The following is a 25243-nucleotide window of genomic DNA, read 5'->3' as shown; positions in this document are numbered from 1 at the left end:
ATCCGCTTACAAGGCTTGCAGTTCAGAAAACCCTGCTTCCGCAGCAGTTACAGACAGCTTGACGGGAAGTCCGCTCAGATACGATTCTCTGGCTGCTTCAGCAATGAGCTGTGCGGCTTCGCCGTCACGGCCGCTGCAAATCACCGGCTCCTGCAGCCTTACCGAACGGGCAAACGCAACAATCTCCTCCATAAATGCCTGGTTATAGCGCTCCAGGAAGAAATGCTCCGGCTGATCCCGGGTAACCGAAGTCGCGGTGGATACCTCCACCGTCGTCGGGCGGCAGTTGTCAGCCGTCGCAGAACCCAGCGTTCCGAACACCTCGACCCGCTGATCATATCCGTATACGGCCTTCCGGCTGTTGTCGATCACACAGATCGCCCCGTTCACGAACGTCAGTGTAATGACGGCGGTGTCCACATCCCCGCAACGGCCGAACATCGGATCAATCAGATTCGCCCCCCGGGTGTAGACCTCGGCCACTTCACTGCCTACCAGATAACGGGCCATATCGAAATCATGAATCGTCATATCCATGAACATTCCGCCCGAAGACCGAACATAAGCCTCACCGGGAGGCTGCGGGTCACGCGAGGTGATCTTCACAATATGCGGATTTCCCAGTTCTCCGGACTCCACCAGACGCTTCAGCTTGCGGAAGCTGGGGTCCATCCGGCGGTTGAAGCCTACTTGCAGCAGCACACCAGCGTCCTCTGCCGCCTGCAAGGCCCGCCGGGTCTCTTCCGAGGAGAGGCTAATCGGCTTCTCACAGAAGATATGTTTACCCGCAAGCGCGGCCCGCTCAATCCACGACGCATGCGAATCGGTCGGCGTGCAGATGAACACCGCTTCAATCTCAGGATCATTCAGTATATCTTCACCCGCAGCAAAAACAGAGCCAAGCCCCCTGCTCTCTGCCCAGGCCAGCAATTCCTCACTCATCATAGCTTCAGCAATGGACTTCAGCTTGAACGACGGCATCGCACGCAGATTGTCTGCGTGGAGGCGTCCGATTCTTCCCGCACCGATAATGCCAACTACAATCGGTTTAACCATGTTCGCTTATCCTCCTCGAAGGGTAAGCGCTTAACCTTCCCGAGAATAGTATACTTCATGCCCGCGAAAGCTTCAAGCAAATCTTTTCTCCAAAAGATCAGATAGGCGTAGTCCGAAATAAAATAGGAAATGAATCCTGTCAGATTTCTCTTTAACACCCCGTTGATTCCTATATTATCTAAGAGAGAACAGCAAATGAGGTGACTTATGAGCAAAATTAATTTTACCGAAAGCCTGCTTCGCGTCATTATTTCTCTGATCGGACTTCCATTCACAGGGATTCAGGCCGCTCTGTCCAAATATTTTCTACATAAATATAAGGCTCCAGGAGAAATGATCTCAGCGGGAACACACCTTCTTCATGCAATTGTTACCGGCAATGGCACAAGTAATCTGCCAACGATCCTATTAGAATCAGGAATGGGTGGTTGTGCTCTGGACTGGTCGCTGGTTCAGCCCGCATTAGCCAAACATACCAAGGTCCTCTCCTATGACCGGGCCGGGTTCGGTTGGAGCACTACACCTATCAGTGAGCCGACTTGCGAAGGTTATGTTCGTGATTTGCGGGAATTACTAACGCAGCTTGAATTAGAACCCCCATACATCCTTGTAGGGCACTCCTATGGCGGAATGATCATGCGGCTGTTTGCTTCTAAGTATCCTGAAGAGGTCTCCGGGATTATTCTGGTGGACTCCACACATGAGCAAAGATTCATAGAATCCACTTTTAATCAAATCAGATATGAAGAACGGCTGCGGCATCTGAAAAGACTAAGAATGGGTTATCTTTTATCCCCCATAGGGTTACCCCGTCTATTAAAACAACCTATTGGTGCAAAACGGTTACCTCCACCTGTCCAACAAAAAGTGAGTGCTCTGGGATATCGGAATAATGCGTATAAAGCGGCCTATCTGGAATCTCTCTGCACTATAGAAAGTGCCCTCCAATTAATAGAGTCAGAGCCTTTAGATTCGGAATTACCAATCATCGTATTATCTGCCGGAAGGCAGAATGAGGATTGGCAACAATCACAGAAGAAGCTCCTCCAGTTAACCGCAAAAACCCGGCAGATCATCGCCACGGATAGCTGGCATTCCATTCAACTCTATCAGCCGCAAGCGGTTATAGATTCAGTATTGAACCTATTAAGAGAACATTACCGCAACCAAACAGACAAGCAGGCGTCTATTTAGTAGGAATATATATCCATTAAGAAAGGTGAGCTAACATGATCGGGAGATTCATAAGAGTTCTGGAAGGAAGCCCCAGACTCGTTATTAGCATTTTTCATCCAGCCATCGGGGGAGAACCGGTGAAGGGTATCGACCTGTACGCACCTTGCCAGGCTGAGGCAGCTAAGCTTTTGACAGAGATGGGCGTTGATCTGGACAACCTGAATATTGCCAGTGTAACAACCAACGGGGCATTAGCTCCAAAAACAGAAGGGTATCCCGTCGTCCTCCTCTCCCCTGGATTCGGTGTAGAACGCGATATGTATCTTGGAGTGATTTCCAAGTTAGTCTCCAAAAACTACGTGGTAATTACGATTAGCGCTCCGCATGAGTCTGTCTTCACCGTATTTCCAGATGGCAGCTATCTCAAGCAGGCACCAGAAATGGCGGAGCTGGCAAGCAGTGACTACACCAGTTGGTCACGTCTGCTCCACAACCGGGTTCAATATATAAACGCAGTTATGGACCATCTTAAGATGCTGAACCGCTCTGATGCTGAGCTTGCCGGGCTGTTCGATCTGGATAAGGTTACTGTCATGGGACATTCGCTCGGAGGTGCCGCCACCCTGGAGGCCGCCAAGCAGGATCACCGGATCAAGGCGGCTGTCCTGCTCGATCCCAGTTTTCACCTCATACGCCAGGAAGACGTACAGTCTTCTGTTCCAGTTCTGCTGCTGCGGCAAGAAGCTTCAGCGTACCGGGAGATGGCAGCATCTATGAATGAGACCATTGCATACGATTATATCGATGGGCAGCGCTATGCCTTCAACGCTCTGAACAATGCCTATTTCTATAGGGTAAAAGGGGCTCAGCACATGTCGTTTTCGGATATTCCGCTTCATTACGGTGATCAACACGCAGTTCCCGTTCATACGGTTACCGCAGAAGCTGCAACCGCATTCATAGAGGCGGTATTTAATAAGAGGGATCTGCCTCCGAATGCAGCATCACAGCTCAGCGAAACCGTCATTTCCATCAATTCAGAGGGTGATCCTGCAGAAACCTAACATGAATTGATGCCCAAACATCCATTGACCTGGGAGGGCATTTTGTATGAAAATCAGACTTAGCGACTATAATCCAGACTGGGTCAGACTTTATCAGCAGGAGGCTGAGTTTTTAACTACTATTTTCACAGATGAAATTGTACGTTTCGAGCACTTTGGAAGCACCTCCGTACCAGGCCTGAAAGCCAAACCCGTGATAGATATGATCTGTATTGTAAAAGACATAGCCAGAATCGATTCTTACAACGATAAGATGACTCTGCTCGGATATGATGCAGCTGGAGATTGGGGGATTCCCGGCAGAAGGCTATTCCGCAAGGGTGGTGAGGCGAGGACGCATCACATTCATTGTTATCAGGCCGACAATCCTCAGATTGAGCGGCATCTTATATTTAGAGATTATTTGCGAGCGAATCCGGAAGAAGCGGCAAGATACAGTCAGTTCAAGCAAGAATTAGCGGATCGCTTCGAGGATACCAGCCAGTACGGCCCGGCCAAAAAAGCATTTGTGAGCGCGATGGAACAACAGGCGCTTTCTTGGTTCCAAGCTATGAGGTGAATTCACAGTGAGCCATACGGAGCATTTACGCTTATAAACGGCCACAAAAAGAGGGGGAACTCCAATGAAGACGATCCTATCCATGATGGACCATCTGTACTGGGCGGACGGCCGGATCATGGACGCGCTCGAAGCGAGTCATACGAAGGACGCAGAGCTTCTGAAGCTGGTGCGGCATGTGGCGGTGGCGGAGCAAGTCTGGCTGTCACGCTTGCAGGGCAAGAGCAGCATGCAATATTGGCTATGGGAGGAAGCGGAAGACCTGACAGCGGTCCGGCGGCTGTTCGAAGCGAATGCAGAGCAATACCGCATCTATGTGCAAGAGCTGGAAGAATCCGCGCTGGACAGGATGGTTGACTATACAACTCAGAGCGGAATTCCGTTCCAGACCTCCGTCAGGGACATCCTGCTGCAGGTGCTTTTACATGGGCAATATCACCGGGGGCAGATCAACCGGGCCCTCCGGATGGAAGCAGCAGAGCCTGCCCCTGTTGATTACATCGCCTTCTCAAGGCTTTAAGCTACAACTGCTGGTGAACAAGGAGCGGATATAAGAAATGGAGATCAGAGCATTACATACGGGTGAACAAGCACCTACCGAATTGCTTTTATTGGCCGACCCTGCACCGAAGCTGGTTGAGGATTATGTAGCAAGAGGGCAATGCTTCGTTGCTGAAAAGGATAACCGTGTAATAGGTGTCTATGTATTGCTGCCTACCCGGCCGGAGACCGCTGAGCTGGTCAATATTGCAGTGAATGAGGCGTTCCAGAGCCAGGGAATCGGGAAGCAGCTGGTGAATCACGCCATTCAGGAAGCCAGACAGCTCGGCTTCAAAACTTTGGAGATCGGCACAGGCAACTCCAGTATCGGCCAGCTTGCACTATATCAGAAATGCGGCTTCCGGATCACCGGGATCGACAAGGATTTTTTCATCAGACATTATAGTGAGCCCATCTATGAGAACGGGATGCAGGTGGTGGATATGATCCGCCTGTCTCAAGATCTGTAAGCCAGTTCAGGACTGCGGAACAGCTTCACGAACGATAGCGCAGCTGCAGAAATTATCGCGGGAGGTAACACATCTTATGCAAGCACAAATATTGCAATTTCTCAATAACACCTATCCTGTTCAACTCTCCAATATGGAGGCCGTTACCAATGAAATGTACCGTTGCCACTCGGAAAAGGGGACCTTCTTCGCCCGAATTACGAATTATAAGACCTATGAAGAACAATTAGCTGAAGTGAACTGGACTACTTATCTGTTCAACCGGGGCGTACGGGTGCCGGAGGTTGTACCTACTGAACAGAATTCGCTTATCAGCACCCTGCTGCTGGATGAAGAATCGAAGTTCGTAATCTTGTTCCGGGCGGCAGCTGGAATCCACCTGCCCCGGGCCAAATGGGACAAAACCATACTCAGAACCCTGGGACAGCAAATAGGCAGAATGCATCAGGTGAGCAAAGAATATCAGCAGTCTGAAGCTGCCCAGCCGATTCCGCATTGGTATGATAACGATGAATATGATTTTCTCAAGTACATTCCTGCCGAAGAGCGGGCCATACGGGATATTGCGAAGGATGTGCTCAAGCAGATCCGAATGCTGCCCAAAGATGAGGCGAACTACGGCTTAATCCACGGTGACCTATGGCTGAACAATACCCTGGTGGACAGTGACTCTGCGCTGACGATGATTGATTTTCAGGATTGCGAACGGCATTATTATGCCTATGATTTAGCTGTGCCCATCTATTCTGCACTGGAGTACTCCTTCGCGGGGGGACAGAACCTCATGGACTATAAGCGTGCGATAACTAAGGCAATCACGGACGGATATAAGGAAGAGCATCCCCTCTCCGCTGAGATATCCAGAAAACTGCCGCTGTTTATGAGACTGAAAGAGCTGTTTGTGTACAACCTGATGCATATGTATTGGAACTTCGAGGAGCTTAGCGAGGAGCAGGTGCGGATTCTGAATCTGTACAGAAGCAAGATTGAGTTCATGCATACGTGAGGTGAGTGAAGTGTATGATTACATTAGCATCCATTCCATTGATTACGCCACAAGCGTAAAAACAGAAGTGCTGGAGCGGTTTGTCGTGCAGACCCTGGGGTTTGAGAAGACCGGACCGCTGCAATTCTCCAAAGCGCTCTATGGTGCACACGTAGGGCTGAAGGGGATCGCTGCCAACCCGGACGGCAGTTACGCTTACTATACCCTGGAAGGGGTTGAAGAGGTGAACCTGGTCGAGGTCATTCTGCCCACAACTAAGATAGATGCGCCATTGGAGCGTGCGATAACCGGGTTGGTGATGGCCATTGTTGACGAATACGGCTGGTGCATCGATGAGGACCATGGGTTGGATACTTGATGCAATCAGACCTATTCTATGTGTTTGCATATTGTATGCTGTTTTCCACATACATTCGAGCCATGCTACTGCATGTGAGCACAATGTATGCTGTTTTCCGCATACATTCGGGACATATGCCGGTATGTGAGCACAACGTATGCTGTTTTCCACATACATTCGGCCATACGCCTTCATGCGAGCACAATGTATGCTGTTTTCCACATACAATCGAACTATGCGGCGCCGCTGTACCAGCCGATTGCATTCGGTTTTACACACACCTTATCGACCGCAGGAGGAAACAATAGTTTCCTATGCAAAAACAAGCGGCAGCCGAGGACGTTTCGTCCATGGCTGCCGCTTGTTTGTTCCGCTGACTTCTGTCACTTCCCCACTGTCTACTTCAACGCTTCATCAGACCTGCCGCTTCAGCAGTAATGCAGCGCTTCACCCAGCGCGACCAATGCCATCGCCTGGCCGTAGGCCATGGGGGCAATGATAATCCCTTTGTAATCTTCCTTCGCTGCGCCGATGGGAGTCCCGCCGGACACACCGAGCACTGTGCCTTCACCGTCAATTCTGTCCAGGATGGCACGGATTGCCCGCAGAGCAGGTTCGCTGTAGACCTCCGGGAGCAGCCCCCGGCGCACACTGTTCAGAATACCGGCGGCAATCGCAGCCGAACCGGAGGTTTCGGTATAGCTGCCAGAGTCATCCAGCAGGGTATGCCATAATCCGTCCCCGCTCTGACATGCGAGCAAGGCTTCGGCCTGGGCCTGTAGCGTCTGCTGTAGATAGCTGAAGACTCCGTCTGCCAGATAGGGCCGCATCAGCTCCAGATATTCCGGCAGGCCGAGGGCAAACCAGCCGTTGCCGCGGCACCAGAAGGCTTCGCTAAAGTTATGGCGCTCTGCAAAATGCCAGCCGTGGAAGAAGAAGCCGGTTTTTTTGTCATACAAATATTTAATATGCAGCAGCAGCTGATGCAGCGAGGTCTCGCGCCACTCCGGGTTGTCGTACTTCACACCCATTTTGGCAGTGAACAGAATCGCCATGAACAGTGTATCAATCCAGATCTCGTTCTCATGGAGCGAGACCTCATGCTTCTGAGTCCCCGTAGTCACATGCTGATAGCCTTGCTCCAGCGTCCGGGGCAGGCCGTGCATCAGCCATTCTATCCATTCGAGACTCAGCTCCCCGGCCTCCTCCAGCTCCATCAGCGACAGCAGCGGGGCAGTTGTATTAATATTCCGGCTGGGCAGTCCCTTCTCCATCTGCCGGGCCATCCACGGCTTGGTGTATTCCGCATAGCGGCCATCCCCGAAATGCCGGTCAAGCTTTTGCAGGCCATACAGCCCCACACCCTGCGGCCAATCCCACTCTTCCATCCCGAAGTCCCTGGCAAAATACCCCCGGCGCTCCGCATCCTCCCCCAGGTTCTGCAATTCCGCTTCATTATCCGGCCGGCCCAGCTTCAGCAGCTTATTTGTGACCAGTTCCAGCTTCTGCATAACCTCTTCCTTGCTCACACAGCTAACCGGCACCGCTTGCTTCTCTGTTACTTCCAATGTCCATAACCTCCTTCATCTACATGCGTTCCGCGCAGCTTGATTCTGAACGTTCTGATCTCATACGGCTTCACCTGGAAGCTCAGCTCCTCTGCTTCCTGCCAGTCTCCCAGCGGCTCCTCCATCAGGTTGCATTCCTGCCAGGAGGCGATCTCGTAAGCGCTGTCTATAGTAACCTTCGTACGTGAACCTGCATATTCATGCAGACGCAGCACCACATCCTTGCCGTCCTCCGAACGTTTGATAGCATCCACTGTCACATGTGCGCCGTCAACATAGAGCAGCGGGTTCCCTTCCAGCTCACCTGCTACACTGCGCAGCGGATGATTCAGCTCCCATGCTTCCTGGACGACCCTGCCTTCAACGAAATCACCGGTATGCGGATAGAGTGCATACGTAAAGGCATGATGCCCCTGATCCTGCTGCGGATCGGGATGAACCGCCGACTTAAGCAGCGTCAGCCGGAGCACGCTGTCCTTGATGTCATAGCCGTATTTGCAGTCGTTGAGCAGCGCTATCCCATAGCCCTTCTCGCAGATATCCGCCCACTGATGGCCCACCGTTTCGAAGCGGGCGTAATCCCAGCTCGTATTCCAGTGTGTAGGGCGCTTCACATTGCCAAACTGAATATCATAAGTAGCCTCCAGCGCATGAATATCCACCGGGAAGGCCACCTTCAGCAGCTGGTTATGCCCATGCCAGTCCATCTCTGTACGGAAATCAATCCGCACGGTATCGCGGTAGAAGATAATATCCTGGGTGACCGCTGTACGGTGATAGGTCCAGGTCATGCGCAGCACGGCCCGCAGCGGGCCGTTCTCGGTCAGCTCACATCCGGTCAGCTGAGTAATCTCGGTCATCTTTTCCTGGTAGAATATATCGATATCCCACGCTTCAAAATCCAGCGGCTTATCCTCGAACACCTGCAGTACATTCCCGCGCTGCCCGGGAGCCAGCAGCTCGCGGCCGTTCTTCCGGTCGATCATTGAAGTGAAGTGGCCATGCTCATTCCACACCACTTCCACAAGCGGTGTACTCAGCGTGTTGCCGGATACGGCTGCAAGCGGCTGAATCTGCGTCTCCTGGGAGGCCACAGCTGCTTGCCCGTGAACTACCTTCAGCACCGCCGTACCCAGTGCAGGCACAGACGGAACGTAGACCAGCAATTCCCCGTCTGCCGTCCTCTGCTGCCACAGACGGTTCCTGTCAGCATTATGAACACTTACGGAATCTGCGGCATCTATTGGAAGCAGTGCATAACGCGGACGGTTCCAATTCGAGCTGTTCAGCAGAGTGAACGTTTGCAGGTCTGGCTTATTGCTGCTATTAGCATCAGCCACACCGTGGATCAGAGCAAGTGAGCGCGCCTCGCCTTCTGCATATTCAGCATCACTGTCCTCGTAGACCTCAGCAATCGACGAACCGGGGATGATATCATGGAACTGGTTGCGCAGCAGAATCTCCCAGATCCCGGTCAGTTCAGCCGCAGGATAAGCGGTTTCAAGATTCCCCTGTCTTACACCCATCAGCGTATGCAGCCACTCGGCATCGCGCAACAGCAGCTCCAGGCGGCGGTTATATTTCTTGTTGCGGGCTTGCGAGGTATAAGTGCCCCGGTGGCATTCGAAATACAGCTCACCGTTCCAGGTGTGTACGAACGCCTCCGTCTTCCCGATCCGTTCATGCAGTCCGGTGAAATACTCTCCGGCACTGCCCATCTCAATCTTCGGAATGCCCGGAAGCTTGTCGAAGCGCCGGCGAAGCTCCAGCATCTCCCGCGTCGGCCCGCCGCCCCCGTCACCCCAGCCGTATGCGAACATCAGGTGATCGTTGATCTCCTTATCCTGATAGGAATTCCAGATCCCGCGCAGCAGCCCAGCCGTCATCCGTCCGTTATAGGTGTATTCAGCCCCATCCTTCTCGGAGGTCGTGATGAAATGCGTCAGCACCTCTGAGCCGTCCATCCCCCGCCACCAGAAGGTGTCATGCGGCATCCGGTTGAACTGATTCCAGCTGATTTTGGTCGTCATGAACGTGTCAATGCCCGATTTGCGCAAAATCTGCGGCAACGCCCAGCTGTATCCGAAGACATCCGGCAGCCACAGGTATTTGCTCTCTACGCCGAATTGTTCACGGAGATAGCGTTTGCCCAGCATAATCTGGCGGACCAGCGACTCGCCGGACGGGATATTACAATCCGACTCCAGCCACATTGCCCCTTCCGCTTCCCAGCGTCCTTCCTTAACCTTCCCTTTGATCCGCCCGAACAGCTCCGGATAATCCTGCTCCAGATAAGCGTACAACTGAGGCTGCGTCTGCAGGAACTGGTACTCCGGGAACTCCTCCATTAGCCGTAATACAGTGGAGAAGGAACGGGCAGTCTTCTCGCGGGTATGCTTAAGCCGCCACAGCCAGGCAACATCAATATGGGTATGGCCCACAGCGGTAAGCGTTACGTCAAAAGTCTGCGGCATCGCCTCTATCGCCTGATTCAGACTGGCACCAGCCTGGTACAGCGAAGCCGTATGCTCTGGCGAACCCGGCTCCGACCAGTCGATCAGACGGAAGGCCTCATTCAGCGCTCTTAACAGCCACTGCTTCTCCGGCTGGTCTCTGCCGAGGTAACGGAAGGTGTCGAGCGCCGCCTTCGACATGTAGAACAGATCATCAATGCCCTCGTCCAAATAGCCGATAAATGCTTCACTGAGCCGGTGCTCCTGAATTCTGGGCACTCCGCCGCCCTCAAGTCCCGACCACAGCCGGAAGGCCAGCTCTACCGTCTGTCCGCCCCATTCATCACCGAAGATTACCTCCCGATGGTTGTTATCTACGCCCTGATAAGGCGAGCCGTTCACGAACAGCAGCGATTCGAAGCCGGAGTTATTGAAATCCCCTGTTTTGCCAAAATCAAATCTGCCGGCTATTTTGAAGCCTGCCTGACTAGGCGGCAGTACAACCTCCGTGCGCAGCCAGATGTAACGGTCCCGCCCGCGCCAATGCTCCTGAAGCCTGATGATGCCATCAAAGGACACCGACTCCGGGTATACACCGTTAGCCCCTTCCTCATCCTCAGCGAACGCGAACTCTGTAAGCTCCTGGAGCTTAAGATATCTATACTTTTCTACTTCAGCCTGGCGTTTGATCAGCTTTTCTTCTGTGAATAACATCCCTATCACTCCCTGTATCCGCTTTCATATGGTTACTATAGCAAACCTTTCACTCCAAAAACTACCCTACTCTTGCTGCATTCCGCACTATACATTGCATATTTTGCTTTTTCGGGCCTATAATATACAGGTGGAAACGGCTTAGGCTTCTTTAGTAAAAAGGCAACGGTGAGGAGAGAGGCTATGCTTGACAGCGACCTGTTATACGAACAAGGATATAGCATCCGAATCAATACCCCGGCTGATCCGCTCTTTTACTATTTTGACTACGATCAGCGCTCTCACGATATCAATATGGAGTTTCAGCACGATCATGACTTTTATGAGATTCATATTCTGCTGGATTCCAGCGCTACTCATATTATTGAAGGTAATGTACATGCCCTGCAGCAATATGACATTGTTCTGCTTGCCCCGTACCGGCTGCATATGACCCAGTATCCCGCAGGCCCGCCGCATAAGCGGCTGATTATCAACTTCAACCTGCCCAGGAATATGCCTGGATTTGAGACCGCTTACAATGCTATGCTGCAGCCGTTCTCCGAGGAGGTTCCGATCTACCGGTTCACCGGAGGCCCGCGCAGTGCCGTGTTCGAGCCGCTCAATGCTATTTTCAACTGTTCCCGCAGCGCTTCACCGCTGAACCCTGTGCTGATTCACAGTCTGTTCCAGCAGTTCCTATGCAGTCTGTCCCAGCAGAATGACAAGAATGCATACGTGCTGGAGGAGATCGGCAACGCGATGATGCAAAAAATCTATTCAATCACCGCCCATATTCACAGCCATTACGGCAGCGAGCTGTCCCTGGATACAATCTCCAAGGAGTTCTATATTAGCCCTTATTATTTATCGCACCAGTTCAGAACCGTCACCGGCTTTACCCTGACCGAGTACATCCAAATGACCCGCGTCCGCAAAGCCCAGCAGCTCCTGCTCCACACCCGGCACAAGATCTCCGACATCGCCGGACAATGCGGCTTCAACAGCTTCTCCCAGTTCAACCGCATCTTCAATAAGCAGAGCGGCATGTCTCCCTCCGCGTTCCGCAAGGCGCAGGGTTTGTCTGGCGGAGCTTCGTCTTTGAGTTCGTATTAAGAGGAGGAAAATAAAACATGGAAACGGTAAACTCCGGCACAGATAACAGCAGCAATGTCACTTATACAATCAGCACCCAATATGAAACCTATGCAAACTACGCCATTGAAGCCTCGCTTATCACCGATATCGTGAACGGCTTCGCGGACGATCCGGATGATTTCATCGTCATTGATCCCAGTGTGCCGGTAGAGGGAAGTCTTTATATGCAGGCCGCCCCTGTCCGCCATACTCCTCACAGCATCGTCGTTGAATTGCGCCTCGGTTATCCAGACGGGTCCTTCAGGCATTTCTCCCGGCTGATGACGGACCGGGTCAGCGTGATCCGGCTGCTGCTGGATTATTGGGGCATGCAGCAGCTGCCTGATTATTTCACCTGGTCAGATGTGACGGATGAATTAAGCTAGACTGATCCGGGGCCCGGATACACAGCAGAGCAGCGCTTCTCCTGTTACAGGAGAAACGCTGCTCTGTTAGCTTCTTGTTACACCATAAACTGAATGCGGCTGAGCAGAACCTCACCCCGCAACACAAGATACACATCTGTGGTTCCGGCGTCTATGTCCGCTATAGCCGAGTGGCTGTGCCACTGCTGGACGCCGCCGGACGCAACAGCAAGTGTAGCTGCCAGCTTGCCGGACGGGCTGCCGGTCCGGACTTCAACCACGCCTCCCAAGGCGGAAGATACCAACATCTCAATGCCTGTTGCACCCTCTGCAAACCGGACATTATGGAAAGCGATCCATGCCCCGTCCTTCACCGGATGCACCGCAGCGCCGCCAGCCTTGCATTCATCGAGGAAGACGCTATCGTAATCATCGTAATTCTCAGCCTTAACCTGCGAATACAGCTCACGCGGCGGAACGGTCTCGCCATGCACCCTGATGGTGGCGGACAGCCGGATATCTCCTGAGGAACGGCCTGCCATTACCCGGTATTCCCCATCCTCCACACAGTACTGTTCGCGGCTGACGTCCCAGAAGGAGAGCTCAGCGGCGGGTAAGGTGAAGGTGACCGTCTGCTTCTGTCCGGCAGCCAGCCGGATTTTAACAAACCTCTTCAGCTGCTTAAGCGGCCGCTTGATCCGTGTGGACAAGCACTGGACATACAGCTGGACTACCTCGTCACCGTCAACGCTGCCGCTGTTCTCAAGCTCTACGGTCAGACTGATATTACCGTCCTGCTGGACTTCCTCCGCTGCCAGCGACAGCTTATTATAATTCACCTGCGCGTAGCTCAGACCGTGACCGAATGGGTAGAGCGGCTCACCGTCGAAGTACATGTAGGTTCTTTTGCCTTTGATAATATCGTAGTCCATGAATTCCGGCAGTTGGCTGACGCTGCGGTACCAGGTCATATTCAGTTTGCCCGACGGGCTGTAATCCCCGAATAGGACATCTGCAACGGCATGGCCCAGCTCCTGTCCGCTATGCGAAGTGTACAGCACGGCCGGAATATGCTCGTCGATCCAGGTAGAAGAAATCGGGTAGCTGCCGACGATCACCACGACGGTGTTCGGGTTGGCGGCATACACGGCCTTGACCAGATTCTCCTGCTCTGCGGGCAGTACAATATCCGGCCGGTCAATCTCCTCCTTACCGTTCAAGAGCGGATGGTTACCGACGAATACGACGGCAACCTCAGCGGCACGGGCCGCTTCAACGGCTGCTTCTACGCCATTCACTACCAGTTGCTTATGGAAGATCCGTGCTTCGGAGGAGGGCTCCCCTTCCGAGACACGGAGGGTTCCGTCTCCGGCACTGACGGCAACCGGCTGATCATTCCAGGTACGCAAGCTGACACCGCCTTCGCCTTCTTCAACCAGGTTCAGTGATTCCTTCACATACCAGCCATAGATTTCATCCGCGGAAGCAGTCAGTGTACCGGCATCTGTCAGGGTAACATATTGTCCCCGGCTGGCAGATTCAAGGGTATGAGCGGTCCAGCCCCATGCCGTATGGCGGAACAGCTCCCCGCGCTCCGGCAGATCATGCAACACTGCGAGCCGTCCGTCTTCCCCCGTAAACCCCACGGCTTGTCCGCTGGCAGCGGAGGTCAGAATGATCCGGTCATCCCCGCTCTCGAAGGTGACCTGCTTGCCTGTGAGCTTCTTGATGATTCCCTGCAAAGGGGTCACAGCATACGGCAGCGTACCGGAATACCAGTCTCTGAACGCTTCGTCTCCCAGCGGGCCGATTACAGCCACCTTGGAGAGCGCGGCTGCATTCAGCGGAAGGGCTGCGTTGTCATTCTTCAGCAGCACAATGGATTCCTTCGCGGCTTCGAGTGACAACTCGCCATGCGCTTTGCTGAGAATCGCCGAGTCGTCTATCTTCGTGTACGGATTTCCTTCCTCCGGGTCGAACTCACCGAGCCGGAAGCGGATACGGAAGGTGTTCGCCAGTGCGCGGTCCAGATCTGCCTCAGTCAGCAGCCCTTCACGGATCGCATCGTGAATAACCTTAATGGTCTCCTCCGTCTCTTCGGTCACACTGTCAATGCCATTCTTAATAGATTCCGCCATAGACTGGGCGAAGGACTCATAATACTTATGGTCCTTCACAATGCCGAACAGGTCTCCGGCATCGCTGACAATGAAGCCGTCCATCTCCCATTCGCCCTTCACAATCTCCATCACCGCCGGATGGAGGATAACCGGCACACCGTTCACGGAATTGTAGGCGGTCATCATGGATTGTGCACCGCCTTCCTTGAAGGCAGGCTTGAAGGCTTCGAGGTAATATTCGCGCATATTGCGCGGGTCAATGCTGGACGAAGCCACGCCCCGGTCAATCTCATTATTGTTGCCGAGGAAATGCTTCAGGGTCGCTACCGCTTTCAGATACACCGGATGATCCCCCTGAATTCCCTGGACAAGCGCTGTACTCAGCCGGCCTGTCAGCTCAGGGTCTTCCCCGTAGGCCTCCTCTGTTCTCCCCCAGCGCGGGTCCCGTTCCATATCTACTGTCGGTGCCCACAGAGTCAAGCCGTTAATAGTGGGATTCTTGCGGTAAAAGGCTCTGGCCTCATCCCCGATTGCCGAACCGATTTCTTGCAGCAGCGCCGGGTTCCAGGTACAGGCGAGCCCGCTTGGCTGCGGGAACGAGGTGGCTTTGCCCAGCCAGGAAATCCCGTGCGCACCCTCCGTCCCATGCTTGTAACCGCCTACACCCAGCCGTTCAATGGCTGCCTGATATTGCGGCATCAGACTGACCTTCTCTGCAAGCGTCAGCCGGGAGAGCAGATCCTGAACACGTTCATCTAATGGCAATTCAATTTGTCTAAAAGGATACGCAGCAGCGTCCATATGTAATCTCTCCTTTATTCTTCATGATAACGGTTTCATCTCCAGCCAAGCCCAGCGTCCTCTTGCCTCCGCACAGTCCGGCTGTCCTATCCTCTCCATCTTAGAATATCTTCCCTGACAATAACACCAGCACAATTGGCCCAAAAACCAGTTCATTATTAGGGATTCCGTATTGGTTAGATGCTAATCAGACACATCCTATGCTATTGACGTTATACTATAATTAAACCAAAGATAAGACTACAAGCGATGCGGAAAGGAAGTCCACACACTCTATGCTCAAAAGAACCTATGCTCTGCTCCTCATTCCAACCTATCCTATATTCCTGCTCTGCATGCTGTTCCAGGGAATGGCCATCTCTATCAGCGCTCCATTCCTGGCGGTCTACTTCACAGAAGAACTCGGCGTCAGTGCCGGAACCTTCGGAATATTTACAGCGGTGACCCTCCTTAGCGGGGTAGCCTTAAGCATGTTCATCGCCAAACGCTCCGACGCCGGGCTGAACCGCCGCAGGCTGATGGTGATCTGTATGATGTTCAACGCGGTTGCTTTTGCCGGATACATATTCATTCATGACTTCTACGCGCTGCTGGCCTATATGACCATATTCACCGCATTAGGCGCCCCGGCGATGCCGCAATTATTCGCCAGTGCCAGAGAAGCTGTGAACGCCAGCAGCTCTCCTGATCATGCCTTGGCTAACTCGGCCCTGCGCTCGATGTTCTCCCTTGGCTTCATCAGCGGTCCGCTGGTTGGAGCCGCGCTCCTGAGCCGCTTCGGATTTCAGGGAATCTTCTCAACGACGACACTGATCTTCCTGATCAACGCCCTGCTGGTGTTCAGCTTCGTACGGCCTTCAGCCGCTAAGCAGCAGCCCGAGCGGCGTGTCCAACCGCATGCCGGACGCCAACGCAGCGCCAGGGTACTGGTTCCTTTTCTTATCCTGACCCTGCTCTATACCGGACACTGGGCCAATAATCTGAATATCTCCCTGTTCATTGTCAATACGCTGGGAGGCACTACACAGAATGTAGCTTCGGTAGCCAGTATCTGCGCGTTAATGGAAATTCCGTTCATGCTGGTGCTGGGGCTGCTGTCAGCCAAATACGACAGCAAGGTGCTGCTGGGCTGGGGAATGGCAATGGGGGGAATCTACTATGCACTGGTGATCGGAGTAGGTGAGCTGTGGCAGCTCATCGCCGGACAGGTGCTGCTCGCTTTTTTTGTCGCTGTAATTTCTGCGATTGGCATCAGCTATATTCAGGATCTGCTGCCGGACCTTCCCGGCTATGCCTCCACCCTGTATACCAACGCTACAACTATCGGCAGACTGGCCGGAAGCCTGGCGGGAGGAGCTGCAGCCCAGTGGTTAGGATACCGCCATTCCTACCTGCTCTGCGTAGTTCTGGTAGTCTGCTCACTGGGACTGCTGCTCTGGCCCCGCCGCTCTCCGGACGAGAAAATTACAGCTCCACTCGCCTCTTAACAGGTGAAGTGCTGTGTATAGTAATAGAGCATTAGATTTAATATTGTGAATATGATCATTATCGGATATGCGTTTTCTATTGCAGGAAGTACAATCAGTTACTTGAATGTAAGAGCAGAATTCGGTAACGGGTACAGTATCAGCCTAATAGTAGCTCGATGTTCATGCTCAGACTTTAACACCCCTAAGGTTCATCCTTACAGTTCTAAACCTAATGCTGTATAGTTAAATCTCCATATCCTTACCCGTGTAATCCACGAATCTGAAGTGGCCGGACGGCTCGGCTCTCTGCCCGATCAGGTCCAGAATGCCCTCGGCACTGGTGCGCGGGTGAAGCGGTGCCTTAGCTCCGCCCATATCGGTAGGCATCCAGCCGGGATGGACGCTGAGCACATGGATGCCGCGGTCCTTCAGCGTGACATGGAGCTTCTGCGTGAACATATTTAGTGCGGTCTTGGAGATCGTATACGGATAGCTGCCCGGGTAAGCATTGGTGATACTGCCTGCCTCTGATGAGATATTGATGATTGAAGCATCCGGACCGGTCAGCAGCGGCAGGAGGTGCTTAACCACCCGCATCGGCCCGTACAGATTGATATCCATGGCACGCTGCATCTCTTCCATATCCAGCGCTTCAAGTGCGGTGTCCGTGGCATTCAGCACTGCGGCATTATTGATGATAACGCCGAGTGTCCGGGCCTGCTCTGTCAGGCTGGCAGCAAGCGCCGCGATTCCGGCCTCATCCGTCACATCAAGCGTCACAAGAGTCAGCTTGTCCCCGTGTACTGCCGCCAGATCAGCTAATGCTGCCTGCCCGCGCGTCAGATCCCGCACTCCCGCAATAACAGCATGTCCACGCTCCAGCGCAGCTGCTGCCAGCTCAAGGCCCAGTCCGCGTCCCGCCCCTGTAATTAGAATATTCATTCTATAATTCCTCCCGTCTGAAGTCTATTTGTCATTCTCCAGCAATTCCAGCACTACCTTCAATTCCTTGAACGTATCCATATAAGCATACCGTCCGCCGGTATATTCACCCTTCTGCTGAAGCGGAAATCCCTTGCCTTCAAGCAGCATAATCTTCTCCTTCATACCTTCTACCACGAACGCAATATGGTGAACCCCTTCCCCGTGCTCATTCAGGTAATCCCGCCAGGTGCTCGGCTCATGATCCGGTTCAATCAATTCTAGCTGCAAGGACCCCATGTCAAAAAATGCAAGCTTCGCCCGCGCCCCTGTCCTCTGCCGTTATACTCCGTCCGGGCAATATCGGCTGTGTCCGTGATGCTGATCTGAGGCTTGTCCAGTCCGAAAAAGTCTGCATACGCCTGACTCACCTTCTCGATATCGTGAACCAGAATCCCAATCTGTGTCATGAAGTGATTTCCAAGTAATCCTGACATTCTGTTCTGCCTCCTTTATCTGCTGACCAGACAACCATACCCAACCTGTGAAAGGGCTGTCAAGTTCTCCTTCAGGACGTCTGCCCAAAAACAAAGAGAATGTCTTCACGACACTCTCCCGCCGCTATGCCTCATTCACTTAGCCCCTCAGTGCGCGATAAAAGCCTCGACTTTGTAGCCTGACCCGCTGCTGGTTAATGTAGCATTATAGTACCCCATGTTCCCGCCGGGCTTGCATTTGTAGTCCCCGGAGCATCCGGTGACGAAGAATTTGGTTCTGGTGTAGCCGGGATAGATGTTGTTCAGCTTCCGGTAGAATTTGTGACCATGATGAGTGAAGATCGCCAGCACCTTCTCTCTGGCTTTTGCCGGAATGGCCGTGAAGAACTTGGAGGTCTCGGCCGCGCTGAGCACATGGCTGGAATCCACCGTAATGCCCTGCACCCGGAGCGGCCAGTGGAAATCAATAATATAGAAATACCTGTCATCCAGATTACGCAGCAGATTGAGGCTTGCCGGTGTGAACTGGCCCAGCGCACAATCCAGCCACACATATCTCACCTTGCCCTGCGTTCCCGGGAAATTCATCTGTCCGGCCACCGCCCCTAAATACTGCGTGAACAAGGACCGGGTACTGGCTTCCCAGTTCCCTATAGAGGCCTTGTAAGGGATGCTTCCCAGCGTGGCAGTCACTGTATCCTTGAAGTCCTTATAGTAGGCGTTAGCGTTATTCCCGTGATCCGCTCCCGCCTGGGTATTATCTCCCCCGAAGATGATAAACCGTTTGTTCCCGTTGCTCACCGCCTTAGGCAAAAGACTCTTAAAGATGCTCAAGCTGTTACCATATCCCACATGACTGTCACCAAACACCGCAAATTCAACCGTCTGTGCCTTGATTCTGCGCTTCACTCCGGGAACAGCCTGCCGCTTGGCGCGAAGCACCCGCTTCCGTGCCGGTCCTGCCTTTCTCCTCATCCCGTACCACCCCATCCCATCAAAAATAGCTTCAGAATATATAGTAGTCCCTACTATTTATATGCGGGAGGGATTGGCTGCTCTTGGACCTATGAATCCATCAAGAAGGAATGCATCGGGCAATTAATTCGCCCGCAGTGAAGTAATCTGTTTCGCCAGATACTGCGGTGTATACGGCATGTCCTCCCGAAGCCAGGCGATGATGGTACCAATGAGGGCCGCCGAGCCGTACCACACAGCGATATCCTTCTGCACCGTTGGTTCCGAAGCCTCATGCGCGGTAACCCTGCTCTCCACCCGTGCAGAAATAATGTCTGCCATCAGTTTAAAAAGCCGGTCGGTAAATATCGTACTCTTGCGCGACGTAAGTACGATTTTGTAGAATTTGGCGTTCTCGGCAATATGCACAAGCAGGTGCTCCAGCATCGGCCACTTCTCTTCTTGTGCAGCTTCCGTAAAGTCCGTATCCGCTCTCACCACCTCCAGAACCTCCTCAGCCATATCATCCGCCATTTTCTCCAGCATATCCGGAATATCCCGGTAATGCAGATAGAAGGTCACACGGTTAATTTGGGCCCGCTGTGCAAGGCGGTTGACGGTGATTTTCTCAATGCTCATCTCTTCCATCAGTTCAATCAGAGCCTCTTTGAGGAATTGGCGTGTACGAAGAACGCGCGGATCTGTCCGCTGGGCCGGATTTGTCATTTCTGGTCTCTCCAATCTGCTGCCGTCTAAGGGCAGGCTACAATTTCAGTCTAAAGTGTCGTTTTTCAACCACATACACTACACATATCCTCTAAGTGTCAACTAAATTACATTTTCCCGGAAATCGTTGCTTGATTACATGAAATTTTCATTTATAATCTACTTTATACATTGTAAACTATACGACACATTGTAAATTTAGTCCATGAGTTGGCGGTTTGAAAGGATGGAGAATAGTGAGTAACAAGACAGCAAGCCAAGAAGTTCCGTCCATTTCCAAGGGACCTATTCTTTTCGTAATGATTCTCGGTGCCTTTCTGGCTACGCTGAATCAGACCATCATGAGCGTGGCTACACCGGAGCTTATGCATGACTTCAATATTACAGCGGCCACGGCCCAGTGGCTCACTACCGGCTATATGCTGGTTAACGGTGTACTGATTCCCATTACGGCCTATCTGATGCAGCGCTTCACTACACGGGAGCTGTTCCAGACCTCGATGTTTATTTTCTTCACGGGTACCCTTGTATCGGCGCTCGCAGGCAGCTTCCCGGTGCTGCTTACCGGACGGATGATTCAGGCTGCCGGTGCCGGCATTATTATGCCGCTGCTTACCCAGGTTATTTTGACCCTCTTCCCGCGTGAAAAAAGAGGCGCCGCCATGGGGATGGTCGGGCTGGCCATTATCTTTGCCCCAGCCATTGGCCCTACTCTGGCTGGATATATTATGGAACGTTATTCATGGGAGATGATGTTCTACGGCATGCTTCCGCTCACGGTTATAGTCATCGTATGCGGTTTTATTTATCTGAAAAATGTGGCTGAGCGTTCTTTCCCCAAAATCGACATCACCAGCGTGATCCTGTCGACCATTGGATTCGGTACCCTGCTCTACGGCTTCAGCCGGGCAGCCAGTGCTGGCTGGTCCAGTGCAGAGGTGTTATTGTCGCTGGCCGCAGGCGCTATATCGCTTGGATTATTCATATGGAAGCAGCTCACTTCCGGGAGCCCGCTGCTGGATCTGCGGGCCTTCCAATATAATATGTTCTCCTTGACCACCGTTATCAGTGTGGCGGTTACGATTGTGATGTATGCGGATATGATGCTGCTGCCGCTCTATCTGCAGAATGCCCGCGGCTTCACCGCTATGGAGTCCGGCCTGCTGCTGTTGCCCGGCGCAGTCATTATGGGCGCACTGATGCCAGTCACCGGTAAGCTGTTCGACCGCTTCGGAGCGAAATGGCTCGCCATTATCGGCCTGACGATCACGATTCTGACTACGCTCAGCTTCGTGAATCTTACAGACTCGACAAGCTACGGTTATCTGATGCTGATGTCTACCGGCCGCCGGATTGGCATGGCCCTGTTGCTGATGCCTATTCAGACCCTCGGGCTGAATCAACTGCCCTCCAGGCTGAATTCACATGGCACAGCGATCTCCAATACCGTAAGACAGGTTGCCGGCGCAGTAGGCACTTCTCTGCTGGTCACCGTGATGACCAGCCGTACCGCCACTCACTTCCAGGATATTATGTCCAGCGGCGGAACTGCCGGCGAGACTCAGCAGCATATGATAATGGAGGCTTCCATCCAGGGCATCAACGATTCCTATCTGGTTATCGTGGGCATCGGGATTATCGGGCTCTTCCTCTCCTTCTTCATTAAGCAGGTGGGTCAGGCCAAGGAACCGGCCCTGAAGCAGCCAGCTGTTGTCGCCGAGGAAATCTAAGGAGAGCGCCTGATGCTTTGCTAATTCATAGGCTGCATATAGAAGAAGACCCGCGGAGCGCACTCCATGGGTCTTCTTCCACATCTCGCATATACCTGGCGCTTATAGTACAATGATATCCTGACTGCTTATTATATTTTAAGAAAAGTAAGAGGTGCCCGAATGGCAATTAATTTCACAAGACCGGTGCTGGATCGTTTAAACCAGGAGATCGCAGAGATGGAAGCCGGTATTACAGAGCTGCAGAAGAAGACCCGAAAGACCAAGCTCAAGATCAACCAGCTGGAAAAGGACTGCAAGCTAAGCTCATCCCCAAGCTCCCTCAGCAGTAAAATGAGCCGCATCACCAAGCTGCAGGCTGAACTCAAAAAAATCTCCCAGCAGCAGTTAGAGCTGTCCAAGGAGATTAATAAAAAGAAAACGCTGCGCGCCCAGCTGCCTTCTGCGGAGTAATCCCAGACTGCTGCTCCGGCTACTCCCAATGCAAGCGGCGGCTGTTATTTTGAGGGACTTAGCCGGGCACGCATCCAGATTAACAGGTAAATGACGCATAAGAAAACCCAAAAATAATTAGCGAATATACTTTGCTCCAGCGCTAGGGACAGTAGAACATGGTACACGCAAGTGAATCCCAGCAGTGACACCAATCCTACCGTTATCGTTCTGCCGGATACCTGCTGCGGGAGACTGATTTTGGACAGAAAATAAGCAGCGGCTACCGCTACAGTGATCGATAATACGATTCTCAGATTCTGATTCTCTAGCACATCGTGCAAGGTAATAATTAGCGCCAGCATAAGAAAACCCGCAATGACCTGCAACTTGCCTCTGGTCTTCATTTGATCCCTCCTGGGTATATGATTAAATCTCTATTTCCTGTTATTTTATCCCACTATCTCCCTATTTGTCTGTGATCTATGGCAATTTTTCTTGCAAAATAGAATGCAGAAAGAACCAAAGGAACGGATTCCCTTGGTTCTTCGTCATTTCAGTCTGGCGGATCTGGACTACGGCCCGTTATTCACTGCGCAGGGCAGCCACCGGGTCCTTCTTCGCCGCCATTTTGGCCGGGATAGCACCGCCGAGCATGGTCAGCAGCACGCTGATGACACCCAGAATGAGCGCGTGGAGCGGATTCAGCTGGGCGACATTTTTCAGCTCCGTCAGGTTGTAGAGGACCGCATTGACCGGGATGGTCAGCAGATAAGTGATGCCGATGCCCAGAATCCCTGAGCAAGCCCCGATAATGAAGGTCTCGGCATTGAACACCCGCGTGATATCCTTCTTACGGGCACCCAGTGCACGCAATACGCCGATCTCCTTCGTACGTTCCATCACGGAAATATACGTAATGATCGCAATCATGATCAGGGATACCACCAGAGAAATCGCCGCAAAAGCAATCAGCACCATCGTAATCCCGTCCATAATTCCGCCGGAAATATTCGTCACAATCGCTGCAAGGTCAGTATATTGCACCTGATCCTCTGCCGCTTTGCCTTCATTCCATTTGTCCAGATAAGCATTTACGGATTCCTTCGCACTGAAATCAATCGGATACAGTGAGACTGCTGTCGGGATATCGGTAGCCCCCAGAGTGGCAAGCGCATTCTCCTTCGTGGGAGAAGCCATACCGGCAGCAGCAGCCTGTCCCGCGTTCATCATAGCAGACCCGCCCATCGGGCCGGTTGAACCCGAGCCTGTAAGGCCATCCGACAGCCCCTGTCCCGTTAACACATTGATATCTGCCTTCTCTTGGGCCAGGACAATCTCGGATTCCTTCGCATCAGCAATGAAGGAGGCCGCCAGCTCGTCGGAGTAGACCAGACCGGGCGACAGCGTTGAGATTCTCGACCCTTCCTGTGCGCGCAGCACACCAGCAATTTTAAGCGTAACCGCCTTAGGGCTGTCGTAAAGATCATTCATATTCCCGCCTGGAGCATTGACCACGAACTGTTCGCCGTTCTTTTTATAATAATCGTTGTTCATGATCAGCTTCACCGGCTTGCCGACCAGATCGCTCAGATTGATGCTCTTGGCTTCATAGTCCAGCCCGAGCGCATCCACTTCCGCCTTGGTCATACGGTTGTATTGATCCACGATGAGCACCAGATCTGTCTTCTCTGCAGGGAAGGTTCCTTCCAGCAGGTCATAGTACTGCTCCAGGTAGCTTCCCGAAGCACTATCCTGTTTGCTGGGATACGGAGCCACGGTGATTTTGCTGGTATCCAGGGCCACTGCCTTATCCCCATCCTTGACCAGCATGTTCATCTTCACACTGCGGGTGTACGACACGCCGTCCAGCAGCTTAGGATCAATCCCGTCCAGATACTGCATATACTCCTTAGTCAGCACATTCACATGCATAGCGGAGTTGACAGTAGGGTCATACGGGTAGAGCTTCTTCTCTGCTGGGTATGCGGTAAGCTCCGTGGCTTCTTTGCCGGGAGGGCCCGCATTCTGCAAGTTGATCGCTGTCTGGTTGATGGAAACCGGGAAGTTGGATAAGGCCCCGGTCTCATAGGAGCTGATCTGTTTGTCGAAGCCATTGGACAGGGACAGAATCAGAGCAATACCGATAATTCCGATACTGGAGGCAAAAGCGGTCAATCCCGTGCGCCATTTCTTGGTGGCAATGTTTTTGCCGGATAACTTGAGGGCGGTGAGGAAGCTCATGCTTGTCTGCTTCAGCTTGTACGCACTTGAGGTCTTCTGCGTAGCCAGCGGGTTGCTGTCCGAGATGGCATGTCCGTCCGAGAAGCGGATGACACGGTCTGCATAATTCTCCGCCAGCTCCGGGTTATGGGTAACCATAATGACGAGCTTATCCTCGGCAATGGTCTTAATCAGCTCCATGATCTGCTCACTCGTCTCCGAATCCAGGGCCCCGGTAGGCTCATCGGCCAGGATAATATCGGGATTGTTCGCGAGCGCCCGGGCAATGGCTACACGCTGCATCTGTCCGCCGGAGAGCTGGTTCGGCTTTTTGTGCACATGATCCTTAAGGCCAACCTTCTCCAGTACCTCCAGCGCCTTACGGTGCTTCTCGGCTGAAGATACCCCGCTGAGCGTCATCCCCATCTCCACGTTGTCCGTGATGCTTAAGTGTGAGATCAGATTATAGCTCTGAAAAATAAAGCCGACACTGTTATTCCGGTACGCATCCCACTCGCTGTCCTTGAAGCGCTCTGTCGATTGGCCGTTAATGATCAGCTCTCCGCTGTCATACTGATCCAGTCCGCCGACGATGTTGAGCAGCGTGGTCTTGCCTGAGCCGCTCTGGCCCAGAATCGCAACGAACTCACTTTCTCTGAAATTGAGATTTACTTTATCCAGTGCGACTTGAGTGAATTCGCCGGTCTTATAGCTCTTGGTGATGTTTTTTAATTGCAGCATTGTCCAGTCTCCCTTTCCATTCCTATACTCTTATTCTCTGTATGTGCTTCGTACTTCCTGTCCTGCTGTTCCCCAGTATAATCGTCCAATATAAACTAAACCTAAACTCCCGGTTGAGATTAAGTTGATCTTCATGAGGTATACTGGAAGAATCCGCAAAACATCTATACAAGCTATACGTTCTATTACATGGAACCGTTCC

Annotated in this window: 21 protein-coding genes and 1 pseudogene; 12 read left to right on the top strand and 10 right to left on the bottom strand. The window is 52.6% G+C overall.

Going from position 1 to position 25243, the window contains the following annotated elements; translation table 11 throughout:
- Positions 1–6: 6 nt before the first annotated feature.
- Positions 7–1056 (bottom strand): inositol 2-dehydrogenase, encoded by a 1050-nt coding sequence (gene iolG / locus NST04_RS30715; protein WP_341187620.1) that lies wholly within the window; start codon positions 1054–1056, stop codon positions 7–9.
- Between the two features lie 207 nt (positions 1057–1263).
- On the opposite strand from iolG, the gene NST04_RS30710 reads away from it, so the two are divergent.
- The 7 genes from NST04_RS30710 (at position 1264) to NST04_RS30680 (ending at position 6229) form a co-directional block, all read left to right on the top strand.
- A complete protein-coding gene (locus NST04_RS30710) occupies positions 1264–2250 on the top strand; it encodes an alpha/beta fold hydrolase (protein WP_341187619.1) in 987 nt (328 codons plus the stop codon).
- Between the two features lie 35 nt (positions 2251–2285).
- Complete coding sequence (locus NST04_RS30705) at positions 2286–3296, top strand: alpha/beta hydrolase family protein (RefSeq protein WP_341187618.1); 1011 nt, start codon at positions 2286–2288, stop codon at positions 3294–3296.
- A gap of 46 nt (positions 3297–3342) precedes the next feature.
- Positions 3343–3855 carry a GrpB family protein gene (locus tag NST04_RS30700; protein ID WP_341187617.1) on the top strand — a complete coding sequence of 171 codons (513 nt, stop codon included), beginning with the start codon at positions 3343–3345 and terminating at the stop codon, positions 3853–3855.
- A gap of 64 nt (positions 3856–3919) precedes the next feature.
- On the top strand, positions 3920–4375 hold the full coding sequence (locus NST04_RS30695) for a DinB family protein (protein ID WP_341187616.1): 456 nt from the start codon (positions 3920–3922) through the stop codon (positions 4373–4375).
- 37 nt (positions 4376–4412) lie between these two features.
- Complete coding sequence (locus tag NST04_RS30690) at positions 4413–4865, top strand: GNAT family N-acetyltransferase (protein WP_341187615.1); 453 nt, start codon at positions 4413–4415, stop codon at positions 4863–4865.
- A gap of 76 nt (positions 4866–4941) precedes the next feature.
- Positions 4942–5871: a phosphotransferase enzyme family protein gene (locus NST04_RS30685; protein ID WP_341187614.1), complete on the top strand. Its 930-nt coding sequence runs from the start codon at positions 4942–4944 to the stop codon at positions 5869–5871.
- Positions 5852–6229, top strand: a complete 378-nt coding sequence (locus tag NST04_RS30680) for a hypothetical protein (RefSeq protein ID WP_341187613.1) — start codon at positions 5852–5854, stop codon at positions 6227–6229. Before NST04_RS30685 ends, NST04_RS30680 begins: the two co-directional genes overlap by 20 nt.
- A gap of 410 nt (positions 6230–6639) precedes the next feature.
- Here NST04_RS30680 and NST04_RS30675 read toward each other — a convergent pair whose 3' ends face one another.
- Together NST04_RS30675 and NST04_RS30670 are read right to left on the bottom strand one after the other, a co-directional pair.
- On the bottom strand, positions 6640–7779 hold the full coding sequence (locus NST04_RS30675; protein ID WP_341187612.1) for a glycoside hydrolase family 88/105 protein: 1140 nt from the start codon (positions 7777–7779) through the stop codon (positions 6640–6642).
- The gene (locus tag NST04_RS30670) at positions 7770–10946 is read right to left on the bottom strand and encodes an alpha-mannosidase (RefSeq protein WP_341187611.1); all 3177 of its coding nucleotides are present in this window, start codon (positions 10944–10946) and stop codon (positions 7770–7772) included. Before NST04_RS30670 ends, NST04_RS30675 begins: the two co-directional genes overlap by 10 nt.
- Before the next feature lie 183 nt (positions 10947–11129).
- On the opposite strand from NST04_RS30670, the gene NST04_RS30665 reads away from it, so the two are divergent.
- Together NST04_RS30665 and NST04_RS30660 are read left to right on the top strand one after the other, a co-directional pair.
- The gene (locus NST04_RS30665) at positions 11130–12041 is read left to right on the top strand and encodes a helix-turn-helix transcriptional regulator (protein WP_341187610.1); all 912 of its coding nucleotides are present in this window, start codon (positions 11130–11132) and stop codon (positions 12039–12041) included.
- 17 nt (positions 12042–12058) lie between these two features.
- On the top strand, positions 12059–12448 hold the full coding sequence (locus NST04_RS30660; RefSeq protein WP_341187609.1) for a hypothetical protein: 390 nt from the start codon (positions 12059–12061) through the stop codon (positions 12446–12448).
- A 77-nt stretch (positions 12449–12525) separates the two neighbouring features.
- On the opposite strand, the gene NST04_RS30655 is transcribed toward NST04_RS30660, so the two are convergent.
- Entirely contained in the window at positions 12526–15348 is a 2823-nt protein-coding gene (locus NST04_RS30655; RefSeq protein ID WP_341187608.1) for a glycoside hydrolase family 3 protein, read from the bottom strand.
- Between the two features lie 275 nt (positions 15349–15623).
- On the opposite strand from NST04_RS30655, the gene NST04_RS30650 reads away from it, so the two are divergent.
- On the top strand, positions 15624–16835 hold the full coding sequence (locus NST04_RS30650; RefSeq protein ID WP_341187607.1) for a sugar efflux transporter: 1212 nt from the start codon (positions 15624–15626) through the stop codon (positions 16833–16835).
- A 225-nt stretch (positions 16836–17060) separates the two neighbouring features.
- Here the strand turns inward: NST04_RS30650 and NST04_RS30645 are convergent, their stop codons facing one another.
- The 4 genes and pseudogenes from NST04_RS30645 to NST04_RS30630 all read right to left on the bottom strand — a co-directional run bounded on the left by NST04_RS30645 (position 17061) and on the right by NST04_RS30630 (position 19915).
- Positions 17061–17759 carry an SDR family NAD(P)-dependent oxidoreductase gene (locus tag NST04_RS30645; RefSeq protein WP_341187606.1) on the bottom strand — a complete coding sequence of 233 codons (699 nt, stop codon included), beginning with the start codon at positions 17757–17759 and terminating at the stop codon, positions 17061–17063.
- 24 nt (positions 17760–17783) lie between these two features.
- Positions 17784–18235: pseudogene (locus tag NST04_RS30640) on the bottom strand (VOC family protein).
- Between the two features lie 147 nt (positions 18236–18382).
- The gene (locus NST04_RS30635) at positions 18383–19210 is read right to left on the bottom strand and encodes a metallophosphoesterase family protein (RefSeq protein WP_341187605.1); all 828 of its coding nucleotides are present in this window, start codon (positions 19208–19210) and stop codon (positions 18383–18385) included.
- A gap of 123 nt (positions 19211–19333) precedes the next feature.
- Positions 19334–19915: a TetR/AcrR family transcriptional regulator gene (locus NST04_RS30630; RefSeq protein WP_341187604.1), complete on the bottom strand. Its 582-nt coding sequence runs from the start codon at positions 19913–19915 to the stop codon at positions 19334–19336.
- Between the two features lie 299 nt (positions 19916–20214).
- Here NST04_RS30630 and NST04_RS30625 point away from each other — a divergent pair, with 299 nt between their 5' ends.
- Together NST04_RS30625 and NST04_RS30620 are read left to right on the top strand one after the other, a co-directional pair.
- The gene (locus NST04_RS30625) at positions 20215–21645 is read left to right on the top strand and encodes a DHA2 family efflux MFS transporter permease subunit (protein WP_445667975.1); all 1431 of its coding nucleotides are present in this window, start codon (positions 20215–20217) and stop codon (positions 21643–21645) included.
- Positions 21646–21807: 162 nt separating this feature from the next.
- Entirely contained in the window at positions 21808–22098 is a 291-nt protein-coding gene (locus NST04_RS30620; RefSeq protein ID WP_341187602.1) for a hypothetical protein, read from the top strand.
- Positions 22099–22142: 44 nt separating this feature from the next.
- Here NST04_RS30620 and NST04_RS30615 read toward each other — a convergent pair whose 3' ends face one another.
- Both NST04_RS30615 and NST04_RS30610 read right to left on the bottom strand, forming a co-directional pair.
- Positions 22143–22484 (bottom strand): hypothetical protein, encoded by a 342-nt coding sequence (locus NST04_RS30615; protein WP_341187601.1) that lies wholly within the window; start codon positions 22482–22484, stop codon positions 22143–22145.
- 178 nt (positions 22485–22662) lie between these two features.
- Positions 22663–25041, bottom strand: coding sequence for an ABC transporter ATP-binding protein/permease (locus NST04_RS30610; RefSeq protein WP_341187600.1), 2379 nt, complete (start codon positions 25039–25041; stop codon positions 22663–22665).
- Between the last annotated feature and the right edge of the window lie 202 nt (positions 25042–25243).

It is taken from the genome of Paenibacillus sp. FSL H7-0756 (assembly GCF_038006765.1).
GTDB lineage: Bacteria > Bacillota > Bacilli > Paenibacillales > Paenibacillaceae > Paenibacillus_AQ.
This window is presented reverse-complemented; position numbering and strand designations above follow the sequence as displayed.